The following is a 22,502-nucleotide window of genomic DNA, read 5'->3' as shown; positions in this document are numbered from 1 at the left end:
TTCTTACCTTCTAGTATGAGATTAGTAAGAAGAATTATGCTCGTTTGAACAATCCCTTCATGAACTATATAATGGAACTAAAAACAGGGAGTATACATATGGAGATTTTTTCATTAAGTGGACCTAGCGGGACTGGTAAAAGTACAAGTGCCCTTGCATTTGCTGACCAGCATAAAATTCCTGCTATTATTGATGATGGGCTATTAATTTTACATGGCCAAAAGATAGCCGGTACATCAGCAAAGTTTGAGAAAAACACGGTAACTGCAGTAAGACGGGCCATTTTTTCCGATGATTTACATGCAAAAGAAGTACAGGAAGCTTTAAAAATTTACGTAATCAATAAGATGCTTATTATTGGTACATCAGACAAAATGACCAAGTTAATTGCTAAACGGCTCGAATTAGGAGATATCAATCATTATTATTATGTAGAAGAGATTCGCTCTTCCAGTGAAATCAAGATGGCGCAATTTATTAGAAAAACAGAAGGAAAACATATTATGCCGATTCCACATAGACAAGTGGGGCAAAACTTCTTCAAAAGATTAGTTTATAAAGGGATGGATATCTTTTCCCCTAAAAAAGAGAAAATTGGGGAAACAACTATTGTTCGTCCAGACTTTCATAAAGGATATATCCGAATCGAGAAAAAGGCATTTATCGATATTATTGAGCATACATGTTCAAACAATCCGTATATAGACCATCTTGATTCTATTCACGTACAGGTAGAAGGACTACCGACAGCAAGCTTAAACGTCTCTGTCGTCTCTCCTATCTCATATCATTTACCAAACATGCTCGAACAGCTTCAACTAGAAATTCAGCACAATTTTCTTCACCACTTTAATATCGAATTTGCTTCTATTGACGTTCATGTTTCCTCAGTTGGCAAGACCAAAGTAAATTAGAGTATATTTCATCAATTGACGGGGTATTCATAAAGATTCGCGGGATTTCCTTTTAATTCAAAATCAACAATGAGCTAAAAAAGACGACTTCACAAATTCAAGATGAATGTGAGTCGTCTTTTTAGCTCATTACTGTGTACGACGAGTAAATCGAGGTAAGCGTTTCTCTACAAATGCTCCAACGCCTTCAGGGAAATCATTCTGATCAACAAACGGTGTAGACCCTTTCCAAAGAACTGGTGCACTGTCGATACATTCTTGTACAGACGTCTTAACCGCTAGCAATGATGCAGGAGACATAGAAGCGACTAATTTTCCCATTTTGATAGCATAACGGTTCAAATCTTTTTCCGTTACCAAATAATTCAGCATCCCTACTCGATATGCTTCTTCCGCTTTTAACATCCGACCTGTATATACTAAATCCTTCGTTAAACTTGGACCGACTAAATTCACAAGTCTTTGCGCAAATTTATTATTTAATGTAATCCCTAACTTCCCTACAGGAATCCCTAGTTTAGACTTCTCTGATCCAATTCGAATATCACAAGCTAAGGCTAATTCAAGTCCAGCTCCCATCGCAGGACCGTTAATTACTCCAATCGTTGGAATCGGTAAGCGTTCAATTGTCGAAATCGTTTTTTCCATATGCACAAACGCCTCTTCTGCTTTTTCTAAAGATAATTGATTAAATTCTTTAATATCTGATCCAGCCGTAAACTGCTCACCCGATCCTCTTAACAACAGCACTTTATTTTTCGGATTTTCAAGTACTTTCAAAGCAACATCCGCTAATTGATCCCACATATTCGCTGTTAAGGCATTTTTTAAATGCGGGCGATGGATTGTAATAATCGCTAACCCTGCTGTTTCTTGAAGAATAATTTTGGCTTGTTCCTCTTCCATTCGAGTCGTTTGTACTTGCATGCTGCATTTCCTCCCTAATTTCTTTTCTTGTTGATGACTACCCTTTTCCTTTATACCAATTATAGTGCAAAATAGTATAAAAAGGATGGAATCTGTAGTTATTTTTATCTCTATATATGTTATTGTACTACAACAGCAATTCTAATTTATCGAATTTTATAAAAAATTAGCGAATTATTATAGATTTATTTTACTCTACAAAGTGATTATCTAAAGCAAAAGCCCTTCCGTTTCAGAAAGGGCTTTTGCAATCATTCAATTCAACTGAAGGTTTCTTATATAATTGACATGTTCTGTACTTTTGACAACTTTTTCTGCTTGTTCCGGATTGACCACAGTTCCGTGAATCGCGTTTAATTTATACGTCAAAACGCGCCCGACCGCTTCATCAATGCGCTCCATTGGAATCTCACCTTTTTGAACGGCTTCAATAATGCCGTTATACACTTCAAGCTGATTCTCATATTGGTGACATACAAGCAAAATATCCGCCCCAGCTAATAGTGCCTCTTTTCCCATATCTTTATAGGAAAAATATTTATTCACAGCTCCCATCTCTAGATCATCGGTAATGACGATTCCTTCATATCCAAGCTTTTCACGAAGCAAATCTTCAATAATGGCATGTGAAAGGCTCGCTGGCTTTTCCTGGTCATAGGCTGGATATTTAATATGCGTGACCATCACGAAAAACTTCTGATTATCCATTTCCTTAATAATCTGTTTAAATGGATAAATATCTGAATTTTCGAGATCAAGCTGTGTTGATTCTACAGAAGACGTTTCAATATGCGGGTCAATATTACTGCGACCATTCCCAGGAAAATGCTTTAATGCCCCTGTAATAGAGGAATCATTTAAGCCTTGGATGGCCTTTCTTCCATATTGATATACCTTTTCTGGATCTTTCCCAAACGAACGACTATCTGTTGTCGATAAATCAAGTACTGGCGCAAAATTAATATGAATCCCCATTGATTCAAGCTCTGCTCCGTTTAATTTAGCTACCTCATAAACTTGTTTGGCATTGGCATGATTGCCCAGCTTTTGCTGCGAAGGAATCGGTGAGACTTGCTCTCGCATCCGCACAATATCCCCGCCTTCTTGATCGACCGCAAGCATAAGCGGCAGCTGAGTAGAGCTATTGCCCGTTGACTGCTGCAAGGAGTTGGACAGCTCAGCTACTTGCTTCGGTGACGACATATTACGGTCAAAGTAAATTACTCCGCCGATGTTTTTCTCCTCAATGAGTTCGCTGATATGATTATTCTTTTCTGTTCCATCAAAACCAACAATCATTAACTGCCCGACCTTCTCTTCAAGCGTCATCGTTTCGATCAGCTGCTCTACTTTGTCCTTTGGATCCGTACTTGTAGCAGGTACTTTCTCCTCATCATTCTCTTTTTCCACCACTTCGGCATCTTCAGTCACTGCTTTTTCCTTATGCTCTACTGGATTCTCATCAGGAGCTTCTGTTCGATTCGAGCTGTTATTGAATTGAAACCACACAACAGCCAGAGCCAGTACAAGTGCAATCAAAGAAAATAGTTTATATTTTTTACTAATCATCATTCTGTTCTGGAATCTAATAATTTAATCTCTGGCTTCGAAAGCTTCCATCCAGAGAATTCTTTTACTAGATGCCATTTTCCTCTCCAAGTTTGTACCAGTGTTCCATCCTCCGTTGAATCACGAGAGACCATTTCAAAAGAGGCAGTCGCTGTATCTCCACTTACAGAATCTACCACTACCTTTTTCACATCATTATAATCATTTTCGAGCAAGCCCTTCTCCCAATTTGAATAGCTATTTTTATCTTTACGGCTTTTGCTGAATAAATCATACGCTGCGGAATAGTTATCATACGAAATATAGCTGTAATGATCATAAATAACCGATTCAATTTCTGATATGGCATCTTGCTTCGCTTCTTCTGCCGCTGCTGCTTGTTCTGCTTTCTTTTCAGCCGCTTCGCGAATAGCACTATCATCAATAAAGAGATCTAGTTCTTCATCAGATTCCGTTACAGCGATTGTCTCACTTTTCAACGTCTTTCCTTCCACTTTCGCTTCAACATGAATTTTCAGAGATCCATCTGTAGAAACTGGACCGATAGTATTAAGTTCTGCTACCGTTTTTCCTGTACTTTTTCCATTGATAAATACAGTTGCCTGATCCATATTGGAATAGAGACTCACTTCATCCCCAGTTAAATCCAACTCAACAGAAATTTTATGAGTATCTTCTTCTATTGGATCTACCTCGACTACATCTTTTACTGTCGCATATTGGCCTTTGTAAGCCCCCTTCACCTCATGTTCAATCGGTAACAACGGTCCCACTGTTTTCTCGTCACTTTCCTTCAATTCTCCTTGCTCTTTATCATTAATGGAAAGCATTGTTTTATCTTGATTAGTATACACCTTAATATAAACAGGTTGAAAGCTTAAACCATATTGTTCAATCATGCCCCATTTTTTCTTTGATTCTACTAGTGTTAAAAGACCTTCGCTGTTAGAACGAAGAATATTTGTATTTTCAAGTAGCTGTGATTCTTTACGTAAACTCGATTTTGTCTCTGCCAATATATCCGGATTTTCCTCAAAATAATGAAGAAGCATTGTAGCGTCCGCTTCCTTCACTTCCATCAATTCTTGACCACTATTTAATAAATCTGCTAATTCTTTCGCATTCTTTGTTTCCACAGCTTTTTCAAATTTCTGCACAGTTTTAACTGGTTTATTCAATGCTTGAAGTGTTGTATAGCCACCAAAGCCTAGTACAACTACAAGCAAGCCAATAATTGCTAGAACCTTAGATTTCTTGGACTTTAGAAAGGAAACAGGTACCCGAATGTCAGACCTCTGTTGAGCCATTGGCTCCAACTGTTGGATAGTCACCCCACAATTAGTACAAAATGTCTGTTCCTTTTTTACTTTTTCACCACAATTATTACAATGCACTATGTTTGCCTCACTTTTCTTTTGATTAAATTTGGTATAACATGAAAAAACCACATATATTTGATAATTTTATAGTATATAATACTGTCATACAACTAGATTTAAGGAATAAAAAACTATTTTTCTCACTATCTATATATGACTTATAAACTATATAATCAATTTTATTTAAAGTAAATGAAGGAGTAAAAAACATGAACGATTTGCATGAAAAATTAGGAAGCGGGCTTAATAAAATTCAAGATAGCCTTCAAACGAATAAGCAAAAGTTTCAAAATGCTCAAGGTATTAACCAGCATAAAAGAATCATTCAAGAAGCAAGCCTAAAGCGTAATGAAATTCTTTTACAATTAGGAGAAGAATTATACAAAAAACTACGGTGCAATGAAATCCAATCTGATGAACTTTCCAATAAAGTAGCTTCATTAATTGATTTAGATCGTAGCATTTTTAAAGCACAACAAGCGATTACCGAACTAAATGCATACTCAACAGCGGACCATTCTTGTACTTCCTGCGGTGCAACCATTACAAGTGATGATAAGTTTTGTGGAAGTTGCGGTACAAAAGTGGAACTACCTGAGCAAGCAGTCGTCACTGAAACAGTTCCTTGCCAAATTTGTGAAGAACAAATTTCTGTACACGCAGTATTTTGTAACTGTTGTGGCACAAAAGTAGTGTAAATAACGAAAGGAGAAAATCATCTATGTACTGTAAAACATGCGGAGAATCAAATCCAGATTGGAGTAATTATTGCTCTCACGATGGAACCGCACTTAGTAAACCTCAATCTTTACAGCAATTGCAAGTAGTAAGACAAGACGCCACTTTCTGTTCAGATTGCGGTGCTGAAACGAAGGGTGCTGATAATTATTGTATAAGCTGTGGTCACACACTACTAAAATTTGAAAAAGCGACAGAAGGAAAACTTTTAGTACAACCTGCAAGTACACCTATTCAGTTTGGCTCGTTCTCTTTTTCTTCATTGCTTTCAAAGAATGTCTTGAAGAAAGCGCTCATTCCAGCCATCACAGCGTTTCTTTTAATGCTCGTTCTAAACTACATATCTTATGTATCTATTAATAATTTCTATGAAGAATTATTTAAAGAATCTATGATGGACAGTCCCTTAAGTCTTTTAGAAGATTTCTCAGAAGGGACAGATACTACTATTAAACCGCTAGGCAATCTATTTGGTTTTACGGATAGTGTGATGTTATCACATATCATTTCTCCAAGTTATGAAGCGCAAATGGAAAGTAATTTTATATCTGACGAGACATTCACTGGCAAATTAAGTGTTCATTTTACTTATATATTATTTATGGTATTCCCAATGTTAGCTCTATTTATTGGCGGTATTTTATATAGAAGAAAGAATACAACCATTTCTATCCAATCTTTTCTTTCAGGAGCTATTGGGATCGGACTTATTTATAGCATACTCCTTACTGTTTTTTCATTGTTCAGTGGATTCAATTATGATTTTCAAATGAATGATGAGGGAACAAACATTAAATTCAATATCGATACTTCATATTCGTTCTTTGCAGCTATTTTTAAAGGTTTTATGATGGGAGCAGTATTCAGTTTACTAGGTATGCTGTTTAGTATTAATTTCCGTCAAATGACAAAGCATTTAGAAAACCTCATTCCGTACGGCGGGGCTATCCACCAAGGTTTCGCTTCCTTTACACGAGGATTCCTAACGCTTTCAGTTATTATGGTCATCATCCTTGCTAGTAAATTGAATGAATGGAAAAGTAATTTCATTTTTGAATGGATTGATGTCCCAGGACTTAGTCAACTATTAGAAAAGACAACAGTGTTTGCTACGTATATAGGTATACAACTATCATCCATTCTATACAGTATGCTTCATTTCGCGCCTCTTTCTCTCAAAGTAGATGCTGAAGGGGAAAGTGGAGAAATCGGTTACTCTATTTTCTCTGGTTTTCATTATTCTGGTAGCGCGCTAAACGAAGATATGTCTGGTTTGGAATACTTTCTATCCTTTACTAATCTTGATCTTTACCTAAAGCTTGCTGTTTTAATTCCAGTATTATTGCTGTTATTTGCGGGTTATTCACTAGCGAAATCCAATCAAGCTTCTTTCCAATCTCTTGCTGTCTTCAGCCTAGTCTACAGTCTATTCACTGCTACATTGGCTGCTGCTTGTGCGATTCATATTGAAGGAATGATGGATATTATGAATGAAGGAAAGACCGCTTTTAACTTTTCACTCGCTGTTGGTACCATTAGGGTTTTTATCACTAGTTTCCTTTTTGCTTATGTGATTGGATTCATCGGGAGCTATTTAACGAAACTTCTCCCTAACACTAGTAAATAATCTACAATCCCCCTATTCCTACTGTCTAAAAACAGGAAATGAATAGGGGGTTTTTCTGTAACATATATGTCAAAAATAATTTCCAATTTATCCACATTTAATTATCTGTATTTTGTAAAATAGGTAGATAGTAGCTATTAATAGTTAATTTGGCACAGAAAGGAGTTAGTAGCGTATGGCATTTTCTATAAAATGGAAGATTCTACTTCCTATTATTCTATCACTTATTGTAGTATTTGGAGGTTTTTCATTCTTTTTAACAAAGCAAGTGGAACAGTCTTTGACACAAAAAGGTGAGGCGATTGTGTCAACCATTCAATTGAATATAGAAGATTCCATTATTTCACGCGAGAAAGCAGAATCCATTTTAGAGCAGGAAATGATTGGACAGGCTGTAATGACTGCTTCTTTATTTGAAAAAGGAACAAGTTATGAAGAGTTGGTTGAGTTATCTGAAAAATCTGGAATCGATGAGTTTTGGATTACAGACCAACATGGTAATACGATTTTAACAAATATGGCGAAGAAGGTTGACTTTAATTTCAGCAGTGATCCCGACGGGCAAGCCTATGAATTTATGAAATTGATTTCTGGTGAAGAATCTGTGGTCACTCAAAAAGCAACTGAACGTTCCGTTGACGGTAAATTATATAAATTTGTTGGTGTAACAGGTTGGAATGATGAACGTATTGTACAAGTCGGACGCGACGGAGCAACGCTGCAAGAATTAGATCAACAAATCGGCATAACCCCAATGATTGCAAGCTTAAAAGATGAACTAGGCGATACGGTAAAATATGCAGCTATTTTAAGTAAATCTGGTGAGGTCATCGTTTCAACAAATGAAAAATTATCACTTGATTCCAATATTGAAACCAATAAACAGTGGAATGGTGAAGTCAATAATCAACGTGTTATGTATTTTTCCAAATCATTATCCAATGGGCAACTGCTAGTTGTCGGCCTGTCTAATGAAGTGATGGACACTGTGCAATTGTATACAATGCTTGCAGCCTTAATAAGTATTATTCTTGTCATACTAGCCATTTATTTCATTGTTAGAAAATTATTAAAACCGCTTGAGATGATGACAAAGTCACTTGAAGAGATTAGTCATGGAGAAGGAGATTTAACGATGCGTCTGGATGTTCATAGAAAAGATGAAATTGGCCAGCTTGCATCTGCTTTCAATCAGACATTATCGCAAATTCAAGAAATTATTATCGGGGTCAAGCAAACGGCAGCCAATGTTTTAGATTCGTCTTCTTCATTGTCAACGCTTACGGAAGAAACCGCTAAGCAAACACATTTAGTATCAGAATCAGTAGAACAAATTGAACAAGGAGCTGCTACACAGTCAGCAATGACAGATGAATGCGTACATACGACAACTGGGCTTGCCCTTAATATTCAACAGGTCACTGAAGTGTCTAGTGAATTATTTAAACAATCAGAACGAACAAAAGAAGCTGCTGAAACAGGATACCGTGTTATTAATGACGCAGTGAACCAAATGAAAACAATTGATGAATCCGTCCACATCCTATCGGAAACAATCGGGATGATTCAATCTAATACAGTAGAAATTAATTCATTCTTATCAACTATTTCAGCTATTTCGGAACAAACTAATTTATTAGCATTAAACGCAGCCATTGAAGCGGCTCGCGCTGGTGAGCATGGAAGAGGATTCTCCATTGTAGCTGAAGAAGTTCGTAAACTCGCAGAACAAACTAATACAGCTACAGAGCAAATTCAAGCATTGATTGGAAGAATGCAGCATGAGGTAGAACGTTCAGCCAACCACATGCACATTAGCAGTGATTATGTAGATACTGGAAAGGAAATTACCGAAGAAGCAGGACAATCATTTTTACATGTGCTGAAGGAAATAAGCGGTATAACTGAGAAACTTCAATCTATTACACAAGCAACTGAAGAAGTATCAGCCGGTACAGAAGAAATGAATGCCGCTATTGAAACGATTGCGGGTGCGTCTCATGAAGCACAACATCATATCCAGAGCATCTCTGATAACTGTGACATCCAAAATGAACGTATGAACAATATGACCGACAGTATTTATCAGCTTCGTGAAAACTCTAAACAATTACATAGTAAGGTAAATCACTTTAAAACAAACTAATATAAAAGCAATCATCTTGTCATAAGAAATAGAACTCCTTTTCTTATGACAAGATTCCCCATTAATTAGCTTTTTGCTAGATTCAATTGCCATGAAACACCATATTTATCTTGAACCCATCCAAACTTTTCACTCACAGGGGAAGGGGCTAACGGCATTAAAACAATTCCATCTTGGGATAAAGCTTCAAAAGTTCGATAAATTTCGTCCTCCGTATCACATGTGACAAATAATGATATAGAAGGTGTAAAGGTGAATTCATGCTTCACACTGCTATCTATACACATAAAATTTTGTCCCTTTAATGAGAATGTAGCATGCAGCACACTTCCCTCCTCACCAGCCTCATTTGCACCATATCGAAGAATATCAATGATCTCTGAGTCGTCAAAGATAGATGTATAATAGTTCATTGCCTCTTCGGCCGTTCCAGAGAACATTAAAAACGTCGTAACTTTTTGATTTGACTTTTCCACGTAAAAGCCCTCCTCATACAAACCAAACATACGTTTCTATTTTTATTTTCTCTAATTAACTTCATATTGTCAATTATTATTGTTAAGTCTTTTAATTAGAATAACGCATAAAAGTCAATAACATTATTGCTTCTCTAACACCATCCGTATCCCAAATCCTAAAAAAACAGTTCCTGTAATTACTTCCATCGCTTTGCTTACTTTTTCGGTTTGCATAAAGGCATGCAAGCGTTTAATAAGCGAAATATAAAAGAAATACCATATGACAGAAAGAGCAATAAATATCACTCCAAGTGCTAAAAATTGCAAAAAGTGATGTTCACCTTTTGAGATAAATTGAGGTAAAAAACTTAAGAAAAAAACCGCTACTTTTGGATTAAAGATGTTTGTTAGAAATCCTTCTTTGAAGTTTTTCGGTTTTGTCTTACGTTGGTGAGCCCGCTCTTCTTTTATTAATTGAGAGCGTTGACGCTTCAAAGCACTACGAAAAGAATGAATAGCAAGATAAATAAGATAGATTGCGCCAATTAACTTAAGTATGGAAAAGAGCACCGCCGATTTCATAATAAGAGCGGAAAGACCACATGTTGCAAGTAACGTGTGAATGAAGAGCGCTATAACAATACCTGCAACCGTTTTAAATCCCCCTTCCTTTCCATAAGTAATTGTATTTTTTGTCACTAAAGCAAAGTCAGGACCTGGAACGATAATAATGAGCAATGCTGTGATGATAAATAGCAAATAATTTTCCAAACAAATCTTCCTTTCTTGTCAAAAACCATGCAAAAAAGAAGAAGGGAATCCGTCAGGCCCCTCCTTCCTCTTTATTAATTCGAAAACTGTGCTTTATATTGTTGAATAACCTGTTCCGGCTCTTTGTTTTCGCCTTCTAATTGTCTTTGACGTGCCGCTTGGTTTACTTGCTCGTCAGCATGGTAGCTAGAACGAACGAGCGGGCCTGCTTCACAATGTTTAAAACCTTTTTGAAGAGCGATTTCTTTTAGCTCAGCAAACTCATCTGGATGCACATAGCGTTCAACCGGCAAATGCTTTTTCGTTGGTTGTAAATATTGACCGATTGTCATAATATCTACATCATGCGCACGTAAATCATCCATCGCTTGTAAAATTTCTTCTTTTGTTTCGCCAAGACCAACCATTAAGCTAGATTTCGTTGGTGTATCAGGGCTGATCTCCTTTACCCTTTTTAACAATTGTAAAGAGCGCTGATAAGTAGCTTTCGAACGAACACGCGGAGTTAAACGTTCTACCGTTTCAATATTATGGTTAAAAATATCCGGCTTCGCATCCATCAGCATGTGCAAACTTTCATAGTCACCTTTCATATCTGATGGCAGAACCTCAACTGTACATGAAGGCACTCTACGATGAATCGCACGAACCGTTTCCGCAAAAATTTCAGCACCGCCGTCCGCTAAATCATCGCGAGCAACAGCCGTAACAACACAATGGCGTAAGCCCATAACCTCCACAGAGCGTGCTACACGTTCTGGTTCTTCACGATCTAATTCAGTTGGCATTCCTGTTGTAACAGCACAAAAGCGGCAACCACGTGTACAGATGCTTCCTAGAATCATAAATGTCGCTGTTTTTCTAACAGCCCAGCATTCATGAATATTCGGACATTTCGCTTCCTCACATACTGTATGCAGCTTTTCTTCACGCATCATTTTTTTCAAGTCTGTATAGGTTTCATTTGTGTTTAATTTAATTTTTAACCATTCAGGTTTTCGCAAGTATTCCTTGTTCGCCACGCTCTCTACCCCTTACCTTTGAAAAGTATAATCATCATTTGTATATTTGGATTTCATCAATTCTTCGACTTCTTCTAACATTTCTTCATTTGGTTCAAATGCAGCTAACTCAATATCAAGTCCTTTTTGGAACCCGTCTTTAAAAGCTGCCTTTAACTCTTCCATTGTTACTTCTCGTTCTAAAATATCATGAATGAAAACAGCCTTTTGTGCAAACGCTTCTCTTGCTCTCTCTTTCACTTTTTCATTTGCAAATATAAACAAATCATATAAGGTTTCTGTATTCATTTCAATAGGAATCGAACCATGCTGTAAAATAACGCCCTTCTGACGATTTTGGGCACTTCCAGCTGCTTTCTTCCCATCAATCTCCAATTCATACCAGGAAGCTTCTTCAAAACAAACCGCTGTCCCTGTTCTCCCAACCGGCGCATCTGGAATTGCTAGTTCTGCTTGAATCCCTAGATTTCTATATCCTTCTAAAATCCCTTGCGATAACACTCGATACGCCTCAACAACAGAAGCTGGCATCTTCTCATGCGCTTCACTCACAATCACACTGTACGTAAGCTCATTATCATGAAGCACCGCAAGCCCTCCTGTTGGACGTCTTACAATTTCAATCCCCTTTGCTTTAGTAGCCTCGATATCAATTCGACCGACTGTTTTTTGAAAATGACCAAGTGTCAATGCAGCTGGTTTCCAACCATAGAATCGAAGAACAGGCGGAATAAGACCGCGACTGTGCCAGTTAAGAAGCGTTTCATCCAATGCCATATTATAAGCAGGACTTTGTAACCCGGAATCAATAAAATACCATGTCTCCACCATGTTGTTTTCACCGCCTGTATTTTAGTTTATTCTACTCTTCTTCCTCATTATATATAGAAAAAATGAGCATAAATAATATTATTCAAAAATAGTATAAATTCGTAATCACCGTAACGAATTTACATAGCTTACAGTTAATTCAATCATAATCAATTTTATGATAGCATTATCACTATTTTTGTCAATTAATTGAGATTCGATTTTCTTCAACAACTGCCTCTAGCATTTCGCCCGCTTTAGGAATAGAATCGATATCAGACAGATGCATATACTGATATACATTCAGGATGATAATATAATAAGAAAAACTAAACGAAGAGAAGGGTAAAATCGATGATTAGATATGCTCAAGAGAAAGATTTACACACCATTTTAGAAATTTATAATGATGCAATTGTAAACAGCACAGCGGTTTACGACTATACACCACACACCATTGAAGATAGAAGAACATGGTATAAACAAAAGCTCGAAGCGGGATACCCTATAATTGTTTTTGAAGAAGATGATCAAATAATGGGCTTTGCCACTTTTGGCCCTTTTAGAGCTTGGCCTGCCTATAAATATACGATTGAGCATTCTGTTTATGTACATAAAGACCATCGAAGAAAAGGCATCGGATTACACTTATTAAAGGAAATAATAATGATTGCCAATGAACAGAAATATGCGACACTTGTCGCTGGCATTGATGCCGCTAACGAGGCCAGCATCAAAATCCACGAAGGATTAGGCTTTATCCATTCTGGCACAATAAAAAAAGCAGGCTATAAATTCAGCAGATGGCTGGATCTTGCCTTTTATCAATTAGATTTACAAGGACCAGATCACCCTACTGAACCTTGATACATATAGTTTCAAGCCCCCTCATAAGTGCGGGGGCTTGAATTTATCATTGGAAATATAGGTGAAATCCAAATTTTATGTAAATCATCTGATTAATCTGCAAAATAATTCAAGAAATGCTCTGCAGCTTTAGTCAAACGATTTCTTTTTAAGGATACTATGGCTGGTTCGATAAATAATGGAAAATCCTCAATTTCAAGTGTACTAATATTCTGATGAGAGATATCATGAATTTCCGATTTCGGAATGATTGAAATACCTATTTCTAACGCAACAAAATTCAATACCGTAAATATATCGTTGCATTCTAGAACAATATTAGGGGAAAAATCACGTTTATTGAATTCATTCAAAATGTCCCTATAAATAGATGAACCTTCCATAGGGCCTAACATAAGAAATGGATAGTTAATGATTTCTTTTAAACTAATTGAACTTTTATTAAGCCCGTTTGCCCATGCAGCAGGAAGCGTCACTACAAAAGGTTCTCTCTTAAGTCTTTGCACTTGATACTCTTCTAAATTAGCTGGAGGAAGCATAAATGAAAGTTCGATTTTTCGTTCAATTAATAGTTTTTGCAGGTAAGATGAATCCTCTTTCCAAATATTAACGAATACATTGGGATATTCCCTTCTAAACTCTTTGACCTTTTTAGGAAGTAAGTTAACACAACTCGATGATATACCAATCGATAATGTTCCCCGAGTTCCTTCTTCTATTTCTTGTATTTCTTGCTTAACCTCTTTTATATCTTGCAGCATATGCACAGCATGGTTATATAAGACCCTCCCAGTTTCCGTTAACTCCCACTGTTGTCTATAGCGTTTAATTAAAACCGTTCCTAATTCCTTTTCCAATTGTTTAAGCTGTTGACTCAATGGCGGCTGTGCCATATGCAAGATTTCCGCCGCCTTCGTTATATTCCCTTCGTCAACGATTGTTTTAAAATACTTTAATTGCCTAAGATCCATTCATACACTCCCTAATCATATTTTTTTCATATAATATCATTATTATAAATATATTTTTCATATCACGAAAAGTTTGTTACAGTATTTATATCGCTAGCGTACAGTATTTGAAAAAACCATCTCTTTAAATAAAAGAATCTATATAGCAACATCATTAAAGGGGACATTACTATGGAACACACAGCAAAAAATATTAAAGACCAAATGACATTTGAATTACTTATCGAAATCTTAAAAGAACACGGTATTACAACTGATAAAGAGATACAAGATCGTCTAACAAACCAGGTTAAGCTTTCTTCAATGGATGAAGAGCTAAAACAACGTGTAATCGAACAAATTAAACATTAATTCTTTTAGTTGATAAACAGAAAAGAACGCTTAGAATGCCCTTATAAGGGTGATTTTAAGCGTTCTTTTTTCCATACATTCATTTTAACAAAACTCCGCATCATCAATGCATTCATGTTTCATTACATTCTATACAAACCTTAAGCATGGCCGTTTAAGTCACCTTCTTTGGCTCCACTAATGTATACAACATTCCGCTAAAAATAAGGATCATTCCAATAACCTGTAAAGTCGAAGGTCGAAATCCTATTATAATGGTATCCAACAAGATAGCGACAGCTGGATCAACAAAAACTAGAGCAGATATAACAGGTGTAGATAGTTGTCTAAGACTGTCAAAAAATAAATAATAGACAATCCCCGTATGAATCAATCCTGTCCCTAAAATAAATAGCCAATTCGTTGAACTCAAATGATGAAACACGTTAAAGTCCATAAATGGCAATAAAATAACAATTCCAACCGAAGTTTGAACAAATGTCATCGCATAGGCACTTAACCCTTGAATGCCTTTCCCTATAATCATCGTCATTGCATAACATATGGCTGCAAGTAAAGCCCATATAAAGCCTGAGCTTACGAAGTCTGAAAATGATGTTTGACCAGTAATGCCTATTATAAGGACACTTCCAAGGAAACACACAAAAACAGCCAACAAAGACCATACATTCATTTTTTCCTTTAGAAAGATACTTCCGAAAATCAATACTAATATAGGAGCTAAATGATAGATAGAGATGGCAATGGTTATAGACATTTCCTCAAATGCTTTAAATAGAAATACCCAATTTAATACTAAAAACACACCGCATAGCATTGTAACTAGTACATCTTTCTTTCTCCAAACCTCTACTTTATGCTGTCCTGTAACAAACCAGCACAAACCCAAAAATAGCGTGGCACAAATACAACGAACGAATACTAGCTCAGATGCCGGAACACCCGTTTTTACAGTAAAAAATCCAATTGATCCAAAAATAGACATGGCTAATATCATTTTAATCATAGCTGCTGATTTCATATACAATAGAACCTTTCCTTTATACTAATCTAGCATTTATCATAGCATATTTTTCCTAACTTCTTGTTAATTAAATGGTATCATCTAACGCCGGACTTCCAATCAAAGAATTTAAAAAATCCTCCTGCGCCCCCTACCTTGCTCAAAGGTGAAGCACGCAGAAGAATTATTGTGAAATGATAAAGTGAAACTTCCATCAGTGGGGGTTTTCCTTCATCCCCCACTGATGGTTAGTTGAACCAATCGGACCTTTACGGGCAGTTGTCCCCCACCTGTCTTCTTTGACTCCTCATAAGCTTGAGGTGGGGGTCTTACTGCCCGTTAAGAGTGGGATAAATAAAACGAGCTCTTTGATTATCTGAAAATCAAAGAGCTCGTTGTTTATTTTGAGGACGTAACACCTTCAAAAGCCATCGATACTTTTGCAAATTCTTCATCACTTACAATTTCAGACAACTCTTCTCCCTCTTCCACTCGCAGAAAGAAAATATCCACATCTTCTTCTGTTTGCTGCTCTAATTCTTCTACAAAACCAACCGCAACATATTCATTTCCTTCTACACTTAGCGTACCTAAGACTTCGATGTCTTGTTCTTCATCATTTTCGTCAAATAGGGTGAAAATATCGCCAACTTCAATTTTATCCATATGACCGTGCTCCTTTATTAAAAAAATAAGTTCAGAATATCTATATTACCTTATCTTCTCCTAAAAAATAATAAAATATTCTAAAAACCTCAAATTCACAGTTGACTAATAAGAAAAATAAGTTTAAATTAGAAACAAGAATTTATTGCCTTTATTAAAAAGAATATCCAAATGCATATGCTGATCAGACAAACTGAAGGCTGCATCTTATTACGTGTGTGACATGTAATGAAGATTGCAGTCTTTTTGTATTTTTAGAGAAAAAAAGGGGGAGCTCACAGTGGTAAAAGCTAAAAAAGGCGCATTTCATTTTTTATTAATTCTTTCAGCATTAATGATGATTCTAGCAGGTTGCAGTAACAGTCAATCCAGCAGCAATGAGGAGAAGGATGGTTCTTCAGACTCTAAAAAAACTGTGGAATTATTAAACGTCTCTTATGACCCAACTCGTGAATTATATCAAGAATTTAATGAAGATTTTATCGCTTACTGGAAAGAAGAAACAGGTCAGGATGTCACGATTCAACAATCACATGGTGGATCTGGAAAACAAGGGCGTGCCGTTATTGATGGACTTGAAGCGGATGTTGTCACACTTGCTTTAGCCTATGATATCGATGAAATTGCTCAAGCAAGACAATTATTAAATGAAGATTGGGAAACAGAATTTGAAGACAACTCAACACCATACACATCAACAATTGTTTTCTTAGTTCGTAAAGGCAATCCTAAAGGCATTAAAGATTGGAACGATTTAACGAAAAAAGGTGTTTCCGTTATTACACCAAATCCAAAAACGTCAGGTGGTGCTAGATGGAATTACTTAGCAGCATGGGCCTATGCGAAGCAGCAATATAGCGGGGATGAAGCTAAGATTAAAGCATTTATGAAAGACTTGTATGGAAACGTTGAAGTTTTAGATTCAGGTGCTCGCGGTTCAACAACAACATTTGTAGAGCGCGGTATTGGTGATGTATTAATCGCTTGGGAAAATGAAGCGTACCTTTCTTTAAATGAATTAGGTAAAGATGAATTTGAAATTGTCACACCGCCTCTAAGTATTTTAGCTGAACCGCCAGTAGCCGTTGTTGATAAAATCGTCGATAAAAAAGGAACACGCGAAGTAGCTGAAGCTTACTTAAAACACTTATACACAGAAAAAGGGCAAGAAATCGCAGCGAAAAACTACTATCGTCCACGAAGCGAAGCTGTATTAGAAAAATATAAAGATCAATTTCCATCCCTTGATTTAGTGACCATTAAAGATTTTGGCGGCTGGAAAAAAGCACAAGAAACTCATTTTAATGATGGAGGAACATTTGACGAAATTTATCAACCTAAATAATAACTCCACAAAATGATTAGTGAAAGATACATATCTTTGTATGTATCTTTTCACGTTATCTAGCGAAATAGAGGTGTAACTCCGTGAACATATTACCGGTACGAAAAAAGAAAAGGCGTAATATAATACCTGGCTTTGGCTTATCTCTTGGCTATACGATGCTCTATGTTAGCATTCTAGTTTTACTGCCCTTATCAATGGTTTTTATTAACACGACCACAATGACTTGGAGTCAATTTATTGAAACCATTACCGATGAAAGAGTCGTTGCTTCCTATAAATTAAGCTTTGGTACTGCTTTAGCAGCAGGCATTCTAAATGTTATTTTTGGAACCATTATTGCTTGGGTGCTCGTTCGTTATCATTTTCCTGGAAAAAGGATTGTCGATGGTTTAGTCGATCTGCCCTTTGCCCTGCCTACCGCTGTTGCTGGAATTGCCTTAACGACACTCTACGCCCCTCAAGGATGGGTTGGTCAGTTTTTCAATTTTAAAATTGCCTTTACTCCACTTGGCATTATTATCGCATTAACGTTTATCGGTTTACCATTTGTCGTTCGTACCGTGCAGCCTGTTCTCCAAAACTTTAATGGAGAAGTAGAAGAAGCATCTGCAAGCCTCGGTGCCAATCGACTTCAAACCTTTATAAAAGTTATTTTGCCAGAATTAATTCCAGCCATTTTAACAGGCTTCTCTCTTGCATTTGCTCGTGCCCTCGGGGAATATGGGTCAGTCGTTTTTATCGCTGGAAATATGCCGATGAAAACAGAAATTACCCCGCTCATCATTATGACGAAGCTAGAGCAATATGATTATGCAGGTGCTACCGCGATTGCAACAGTCATGCTCGTTGTATCCTTTTTATTATTATTCATCATTAATATGATTCAATGGGTGACCAATCGAAAGTTTTTACATAGTTAAGGAGGAGAATCTATGGCTGGACATGTACCACTGCAACAAACGCCGACTACAATCAAAGTAGCTTCCGTCTCGCAAGAACCGAAGGCAATCAGATGGACTTTAACCTTCATCGCCCTCGCTTTTTTAGCTTTATTTCTTGTTTTACCGCTCGTTACTATTTTTATTACGGCTTTTCAAAAAGGGTGGGAAACTTATGTGGCGGCGATCACACATCCCGATGCACTCTCAGCCATTAAATTAACCTTGCTCGTCGTTCTTATTACCGTACCGTTAAACGCTATTTTTGGCGTCATGGCGGCTTGGGCGATTACGAAATTCCAATTCAAAGGCAAGAACATTTTAATTACAATCATTGATTTGCCTTTTGCTATTTCACCTGTTATTGCCGGTCTTGTTTTTATTCTTCTTTTCGGTGCACAAGGTTTATTGGGAGAATGGCTGTTCGAGCATGATCTAAAAATTGTCTTTGCGTTACCAGGAATTATGTTAGCAACGATTTTCGTGACCCTGCCCTTTGTAGCACGCGAGCTGATTCCACTTATGCAAGCTCAAGGAACAGCCGAAGAAGAAGCGTCTCTCACATTAGGAGCAAGCGGCTTTAAAACCTTCCTTTTAGTTACGCTTCCTAATATTAAATGGGGGTTATTATACGGCCTCATTTTATGTAACGCTCGAGCAATTGGCGAGTTTGGCGCAGTATCCGTTGTATCAGGACATATTCGCGGCATGACCAATACGATGCCGCTTCACATTGAAATTTTATATAATGAATATCAATTTTCAGCCGCATTTGCAGTCGCATCACTTATGTCTGTTCTCGCCATTATTACACTAATTGTGAAAAATCTAATTGAATGGAAAGCAAAACATATTTAAATAGAAGGAGCTTCTTACAGATGAGTATACAAATTCAAAATGTCTCAAAAGCGTTCGGCTCATTTCAGGCGCTCGATCGGATTAACATCGACATTCAAACCGGAGAACTAATTGCTTTACTTGGTCCATCCGGTTCAGGAAAAACCTCACTTCTACGCATCATTGCTGGATTAGAAGGATTAGATCAAGGAGCGATTTTATTTGATGGAAAAGATATCACAGATGTAAATCCGAAAGAACGAAATGTTGGATTTGTATTTCAACATTATGCTTTATTTCGACATATGACCGTTTTTGACAATGTCGCCTACGGTTTAAAAGTGCGACCGAGGAAAACTAGACCATCTAAAGCGGACATTCAAAAGAAAGTAATGGAATTATTACAATTGGTCAAATTAGAAAATTTCGCGGACAGATATCCTTCGCAATTATCAGGCGGGCAACGTCAACGAGTTGCGCTCGCTCGTGCTTTAGCCGTTGAACCTAAAGTATTATTGCTCGACGAACCATTCGGTGCGCTCGATGCAAAAGTACGAAAAGACTTACGCCGCTGGTTACGGAAATTGCATGATGACTTTCATATTACTAGTATATTTGTAACCCATGACCAAGAAGAGGCACTCGATGTAGCGGATCGAATCGTTGTCATGAATAACGGAAAAATTGAACAAATTGGCAGCCCTGAAGAAGTATATGATCATCCAAATAGTCCATTTGTGTATGACTTTTTAGGCAATGTCAATTTATTCAAAGGACGGATCCAAAACGGAAAATTAAAACATGGAAGCTTTGAAGCAGATATCCCAGAATTATTTAGTCAAAATCATCCTGAAGCCATTGGCTACGTTCGCCCGCATGATATTCAAATCGAGAAAACCAAAACAAGTGAAGATGCTGTTCATACGACAATTAGCCACATCCATGTAATTGGTCCAATTGTCCAAATCGAATTAAAACGTACAGACGCGGAAGAATTTTTAGAAGCTGAAGTAACGAAAGAGCATTATCACTCTCTCCAGCTAAAGGTCGGCGAACAAGTTTATGTACGACCAAAACAATTAAAAGTATTTATTCCTGAAGATTTTTCGATTTAAACAAAATAAGAATCGCCTTTCACATTCATCGTGAAAGGCGATTCTTTCTTTACTAAACGCTTTCTATTTCCTAACTTTTTAAGAATCTAAACATAATATAGTAAAGTTTCTACTTTAAAAGTATTGTATACTTAAATTAACAAAAATTCCATAAAGAGGTGAGTTTGATGACAGGCACAATCGCTGTAATTATGATTTTTTCCATCCCTATCATCGCAATCATCACAGGTCATTTTCAAAAACAATCGAAAATCAAACGGGATATGCTAAAAGATGAGTTAGAACTAGAAAAACTAAAGCACGAAAACTATCTCATAGAAACAGAAAAAATCAAGCTTGAACTTGAACAAATGCAAATTAGAAGAACTATAGAAGATACGAAATGGCCTATTAAATAGAGAATCCTTCCTCCTCATTAATATATGAAATTGTTGATTCATTATAACAGAACGGAAATACTCATCAACTCCTCCGTTCTTTTTTTATTTCTCACAAAATTGTAAACTTTAAATAAATAAAAGTTGACATATATCCCCACCTATTGTTAACTTATAATATAAATAGTTAACAAAGAGGGGATACATATGACTACTGCAAAGCAAATCAATTGGCAACAAATTGCCCAAAATGTTCTTAACGGAGAAAGTATTACAAAAGAAGATGCCCTACATATTTTAAACGTACCAGATGAACAAGTATTAGAAGTACTGAATGCCGCTTATCTTATTCGTCATCATTATTATGGAAAAAAAGTAAAGCTTAATATGATTATCAATACAAAGTCTGGACTTTGTCCTGAAGACTGCGGATACTGTTCACAATCGATTGTGTCTGAAGCACCGATTGATAAATATGCATGGTTAACGAAAGATAAAATTGTTGAAGGTGCGTTTGAAGCAAAACGCCGTAAAGCAGGTACATATTGTATTGTCGCATCAGGTCGCCGTCCAACGGATAAAGAAGTAGAGCACGTCATTGGTGCCGTAAAGGAAATCCGTGAAAAAACAGATTTAAAAATTTGCGCATGTTTAGGTTTTCTAAATGAAAACCAAGCCGAAAGACTTGTCGATGCAGGGGTTCACCGCTACAACCATAACTTAAATACCCATGCTGATAACTATGATTCTATTTGTTCGACTCATGGATATGACGATCGTGTAGATACAGTTAGTACATCTAAAAAAGCAGGATTATCTCCTTGTTCAGGTGCGATTTTTGGTATGGGCGAAACGAAGGAACAAGCGGTAGAAATCGCCTTTCAATTGAATGTATTGGATGCAGATTCAATTCCATGTAACTTCCTTGTTGCCGTTCCTGGTACACCGCTTGAAAATCAAGATGCCTTAACACCGATGCAATGCTTAAAGATTTTAGCAATGATGCGTTTTGTTAATCCAACAAAAGAAATCCGTATTTCAGGCGGTCGTGAAGTAAACTTACGCTCTCTGCAACCTCTTGGTTTATTTGCTGCTAACTCTATCTTCGTTGGAGATTACTTAACAACGGAAGGACAAGAACCAACAAATGACTGGGGATTAATTGAAGACTTAGGTTTTGAAATTGAAGAATGTGCACTTTAAAAAAGTAAACTCATCTTGGTAATCTCTTGTTTAATGAAATAGGAGCGTCTCAAAGACGCTCCTTTCTTTATGGGGAACTCAGAAATTTATACATCATTACCAAGATTATTGTAACGATGGGGTATCATACTAGAGAAAGAAATACTATCACCTTCATTTAAGTGAAATTGTTGATCTCCTAAATATACCTTCCATGTCCGCTCTACAAAACTTACCTAATCTTCCTTATAAATTACTCATAAGTAGATTTCCGATAAACGTTTTGCTCCTTCGGTCAAGCCGTAGGATTTAATTTCTTTGTACCATTATTTCTAATGCGTACAATCGGTTTCTTGTGACTTGTTGTAAACAAATCATACCTTACCGCATAGGTGGTTGTATCGAGAATCCACTCTGCCACCCAGTCTGAGCCAGACAATATAGATGTTTTTTTAGCGATATTAATGGCGCTATTTACATCGCGAA

At 36.8% G+C, this 22,502-nt stretch carries 23 protein-coding genes; 12 read left to right on the top strand and 11 right to left on the bottom strand.

Annotated features, from left to right (window positions below; all coding sequences use genetic code 11):
- Positions 1 to 98: 98 nt before the first annotated feature.
- Complete coding sequence (locus ACE199_RS19580) at positions 99 to 914, top strand: hypothetical protein (RefSeq protein WP_375351250.1); 816 nt, start codon at positions 99 to 101, stop codon at positions 912 to 914.
- Between the two features lie 129 nt (positions 915 to 1,043).
- Here the strand turns inward: ACE199_RS19580 and ACE199_RS19575 are convergent, their stop codons facing one another.
- The 3 genes from ACE199_RS19575 to ACE199_RS19565 all read right to left on the bottom strand — a co-directional run bounded on the left by ACE199_RS19575 (position 1,044) and on the right by ACE199_RS19565 (position 4,804).
- Positions 1,044 to 1,841, bottom strand: coding sequence for an enoyl-CoA hydratase/isomerase family protein (locus ACE199_RS19575; protein ID WP_252291420.1), 798 nt, complete (start codon positions 1,839 to 1,841; stop codon positions 1,044 to 1,046).
- Between the two features lie 255 nt (positions 1,842 to 2,096).
- Positions 2,097 to 3,413, bottom strand: coding sequence for a beta-N-acetylhexosaminidase (nagZ, locus tag ACE199_RS19570; RefSeq protein WP_375351249.1), 1,317 nt, complete (start codon positions 3,411 to 3,413; stop codon positions 2,097 to 2,099).
- A complete protein-coding gene (locus ACE199_RS19565) occupies positions 3,410 to 4,804 on the bottom strand; it encodes a zinc ribbon domain-containing protein (protein WP_375351248.1) in 1,395 nt (464 codons plus the stop codon). The genes nagZ and ACE199_RS19565 overlap by 4 nt, the downstream gene beginning before the upstream one ends.
- 194 nt (positions 4,805 to 4,998) lie before the next feature.
- On the opposite strand from ACE199_RS19565, the gene ACE199_RS19560 reads away from it, so the two are divergent.
- The 3 genes from ACE199_RS19560 (at position 4,999) to ACE199_RS19550 (ending at position 9,300) form a co-directional block, all read left to right on the top strand.
- Complete coding sequence (locus ACE199_RS19560; protein ID WP_252291426.1) at positions 4,999 to 5,487, top strand: zinc ribbon domain-containing protein; 489 nt, start codon at positions 4,999 to 5,001, stop codon at positions 5,485 to 5,487.
- Positions 5,488 to 5,510: 23 nt separating this feature from the next.
- A complete protein-coding gene (locus ACE199_RS19555) occupies positions 5,511 to 7,154 on the top strand; it encodes a zinc ribbon domain-containing protein (protein WP_375351247.1) in 1,644 nt (547 codons plus the stop codon).
- A 175-nt stretch (positions 7,155 to 7,329) separates the two neighbouring features.
- Positions 7,330 to 9,300, top strand: a complete 1,971-nt coding sequence (locus ACE199_RS19550; RefSeq protein ID WP_375351246.1) for a methyl-accepting chemotaxis protein — start codon at positions 7,330 to 7,332, stop codon at positions 9,298 to 9,300.
- 65 nt (positions 9,301 to 9,365) lie between these two features.
- On the opposite strand, the gene ACE199_RS19545 is transcribed toward ACE199_RS19550, so the two are convergent.
- From ACE199_RS19545 to ACE199_RS19530, 4 genes are all read right to left on the bottom strand, one after another.
- Positions 9,366 to 9,776 (bottom strand): VOC family protein, encoded by a 411-nt coding sequence (locus ACE199_RS19545; protein WP_375351245.1) that lies wholly within the window; start codon positions 9,774 to 9,776, stop codon positions 9,366 to 9,368.
- Between the two features lie 123 nt (positions 9,777 to 9,899).
- On the bottom strand, positions 9,900 to 10,529 hold the full coding sequence (locus tag ACE199_RS19540; protein WP_375351244.1) for a LysE family translocator: 630 nt from the start codon (positions 10,527 to 10,529) through the stop codon (positions 9,900 to 9,902).
- A gap of 74 nt (positions 10,530 to 10,603) precedes the next feature.
- Positions 10,604 to 11,551, bottom strand: a complete 948-nt coding sequence (gene lipA, locus ACE199_RS19535) for a lipoyl synthase (RefSeq protein WP_119117320.1) — start codon at positions 11,549 to 11,551, stop codon at positions 10,604 to 10,606.
- Positions 11,552 to 11,563: 12 nt separating this feature from the next.
- Positions 11,564 to 12,382 (bottom strand): lipoate--protein ligase family protein, encoded by an 819-nt coding sequence (locus ACE199_RS19530; RefSeq protein WP_375351243.1) that lies wholly within the window; start codon positions 12,380 to 12,382, stop codon positions 11,564 to 11,566.
- Positions 12,383 to 12,715: 333 nt separating this feature from the next.
- On the opposite strand from ACE199_RS19530, the gene ACE199_RS19525 reads away from it, so the two are divergent.
- A complete protein-coding gene (locus ACE199_RS19525) occupies positions 12,716 to 13,228 on the top strand; it encodes a GNAT family N-acetyltransferase (RefSeq protein ID WP_375351242.1) in 513 nt (170 codons plus the stop codon).
- Between the two features lie 92 nt (positions 13,229 to 13,320).
- Here the strand turns inward: ACE199_RS19525 and ACE199_RS19520 are convergent, their stop codons facing one another.
- On the bottom strand, positions 13,321 to 14,199 hold the full coding sequence (locus tag ACE199_RS19520; protein ID WP_375351241.1) for a LysR family transcriptional regulator: 879 nt from the start codon (positions 14,197 to 14,199) through the stop codon (positions 13,321 to 13,323).
- Positions 14,200 to 14,370: 171 nt separating this feature from the next.
- On the opposite strand from ACE199_RS19520, the gene ACE199_RS19515 reads away from it, so the two are divergent.
- The gene (locus ACE199_RS19515; protein WP_375351240.1) at positions 14,371 to 14,550 is read left to right on the top strand and encodes a hypothetical protein; all 180 of its coding nucleotides are present in this window, start codon (positions 14,371 to 14,373) and stop codon (positions 14,548 to 14,550) included.
- 154 nt (positions 14,551 to 14,704) lie between these two features.
- Here the strand turns inward: ACE199_RS19515 and ACE199_RS19510 are convergent, their stop codons facing one another.
- Both ACE199_RS19510 and ACE199_RS19505 read right to left on the bottom strand, forming a co-directional pair.
- Positions 14,705 to 15,571, bottom strand: a complete 867-nt coding sequence (locus ACE199_RS19510) for a DMT family transporter (protein ID WP_375351281.1) — start codon at positions 15,569 to 15,571, stop codon at positions 14,705 to 14,707.
- 381 nt (positions 15,572 to 15,952) lie between these two features.
- Positions 15,953 to 16,219 (bottom strand): DUF1292 domain-containing protein, encoded by a 267-nt coding sequence (locus ACE199_RS19505; RefSeq protein ID WP_127761824.1) that lies wholly within the window; start codon positions 16,217 to 16,219, stop codon positions 15,953 to 15,955.
- Positions 16,220 to 16,553: 334 nt separating this feature from the next.
- Between ACE199_RS19505 and ACE199_RS19500 the strand changes: the two genes are divergently transcribed.
- The 6 genes from ACE199_RS19500 (at position 16,554) to bioB (ending at position 22,037) form a co-directional block, all read left to right on the top strand.
- Positions 16,554 to 17,564 carry a sulfate ABC transporter substrate-binding protein gene (locus tag ACE199_RS19500; protein WP_375351280.1) on the top strand — a complete coding sequence of 337 codons (1,011 nt, stop codon included), beginning with the start codon at positions 16,554 to 16,556 and terminating at the stop codon, positions 17,562 to 17,564.
- Between the two features lie 89 nt (positions 17,565 to 17,653).
- Positions 17,654 to 18,487, top strand: a complete 834-nt coding sequence (gene cysT / locus ACE199_RS19495; protein WP_375351279.1) for a sulfate ABC transporter permease subunit CysT — start codon at positions 17,654 to 17,656, stop codon at positions 18,485 to 18,487.
- Between the two features lie 12 nt (positions 18,488 to 18,499).
- Entirely contained in the window at positions 18,500 to 19,363 is an 864-nt protein-coding gene (gene cysW, locus ACE199_RS19490; RefSeq protein ID WP_375351239.1) for a sulfate ABC transporter permease subunit CysW, read from the top strand.
- 20 nt (positions 19,364 to 19,383) lie between these two features.
- Positions 19,384 to 20,457, top strand: a complete 1,074-nt coding sequence (locus ACE199_RS19485; RefSeq protein WP_127761827.1) for a sulfate/molybdate ABC transporter ATP-binding protein — start codon at positions 19,384 to 19,386, stop codon at positions 20,455 to 20,457.
- A gap of 167 nt (positions 20,458 to 20,624) precedes the next feature.
- Positions 20,625 to 20,855: a hypothetical protein gene (locus ACE199_RS19480; protein ID WP_252291454.1), complete on the top strand. Its 231-nt coding sequence runs from the start codon at positions 20,625 to 20,627 to the stop codon at positions 20,853 to 20,855.
- Positions 20,856 to 21,041: 186 nt separating this feature from the next.
- On the top strand, positions 21,042 to 22,037 hold the full coding sequence (gene bioB, locus ACE199_RS19475; protein WP_375351238.1) for a biotin synthase BioB: 996 nt from the start codon (positions 21,042 to 21,044) through the stop codon (positions 22,035 to 22,037).
- Positions 22,038 to 22,311: 274 nt separating this feature from the next.
- Here the strand turns inward: bioB and ACE199_RS19470 are convergent.
- Positions 22,312 to 22,502 (bottom strand): hypothetical protein (locus tag ACE199_RS19470; RefSeq protein WP_375351237.1); only part of this gene is annotated, 191 nt, incomplete at its 5' end.

Origin of the sequence: Peribacillus sp. Hz7 (genome assembly GCF_042136355.1) — a bacterium.
GTDB classification, from domain to species: Bacteria; Bacillota; Bacilli; order Bacillales; family DSM-1321; genus Peribacillus; species Peribacillus asahii_A.
This window is presented reverse-complemented; position numbering and strand designations above follow the sequence as displayed.